Annotated in this window: 1 rRNA gene; it reads left to right on the top strand. The window is 59.8% G+C overall.

Annotated elements, in window-relative coordinates:
• Positions 1–857, top strand: a 16S ribosomal RNA gene (locus IEW03_RS20265); the annotation flags it as partial.
• Positions 858–1,155 lie beyond the last annotated feature (298 nt).

Raw genomic sequence — 1,155 nt, forward strand, 5'->3', positions numbered from 1 at the left:
GGTGGAATGCGCAGATATCAGGAGGAACACCGATGGCGAAGGCAGGTCTCTGGGCCGCAACTGACGCTGAGGAGCGAAAGCATGGGGAGCGAACAGGATTAGATACCCTGGTAGTCCATGCCGTAAACGTTGGGCACTAGGTGTGGGGCTCATTCCACGAGTTCCGTGCCGCAGCTAACGCATTAAGTGCCCCGCCTGGGGAGTACGGCCGCAAGGCTAAAACTCAAAGGAATTGACGGGGGCCCGCACAAGCGGCGGAGCATGCGGATTAATTCGATGCAACGCGAAGAACCTTACCAAGGCTTGACATGCACCGGAAACACTCAGAGATGGGTGCCCCGCAAGGTCGGTGCACAGGTGGTGCATGGTTGTCGTCAGCTCGTGTCGTGAGATGTTGGGTTAAGTCCCGCAACGAGCGCAACCCTCGTCCCATGTTGCCAGCGGGTTATGCCGGGGACTCATGGGAGACTGCCGGGGTCAACTCGGAGGAAGGTGGGGATGACGTCAAATCATCATGCCCCTTATGTCTTGGGCTTCACGCATGCTACAATGGCCGGTACAGAGGGCTGCGATACCGTAAGGTGGAGCGAATCCCAAAAAGCCGGTCTCAGTTCGGATTGGGGTCTGCAACTCGACCCCATGAAGTCGGAGTCGCTAGTAATCGCAGATCAGCAACGCTGCGGTGAATACGTTCCCGGGCCTTGTACACACCGCCCGTCAAGTCACGAAAGTTGGTAACACCCGAAGCTCACGGCCCAACCCCTTGTGGGAGGGAGTGGTCGAAGGTGGGACTGGCGATTGGGACTAAGTCGTAACAAGGTAGCCGTACCGGAAGGTGCGGCTGGATCACCTCCTTTCTAAGGAGCATCTGATACCCCCTGTTCTTGCCTCTTTGTGGGGTGGGTGCCTGCTCGTTTTCGGGTGGGTGGGGGTCAGGCAGACCGTTTGAGGCGCCGTTCGTGCGTCTGGCGGTTGCTCATGGGTGGAACATTGACTGTTGGGGTCTCGGGTCTTGTCGGCCTGGTCAGTACGCTCGCGTCCGCTCCTGTTGGGGTGGGTGGGGGTGGGAACGCCGGGTGGTGGGGTCGGGGGTCTCGTGAGCACACTGTTGGGTCCTGAGGCAATCGGCCGCAGGGAAGGGGTTCGCCGCTGCCG

The sequence above is a fragment of the Isoptericola cucumis genome (genome assembly GCF_014635665.1).
Classification (GTDB): Bacteria; Actinomycetota; Actinomycetes; order Actinomycetales; family Cellulomonadaceae; genus Isoptericola; species Isoptericola cucumis.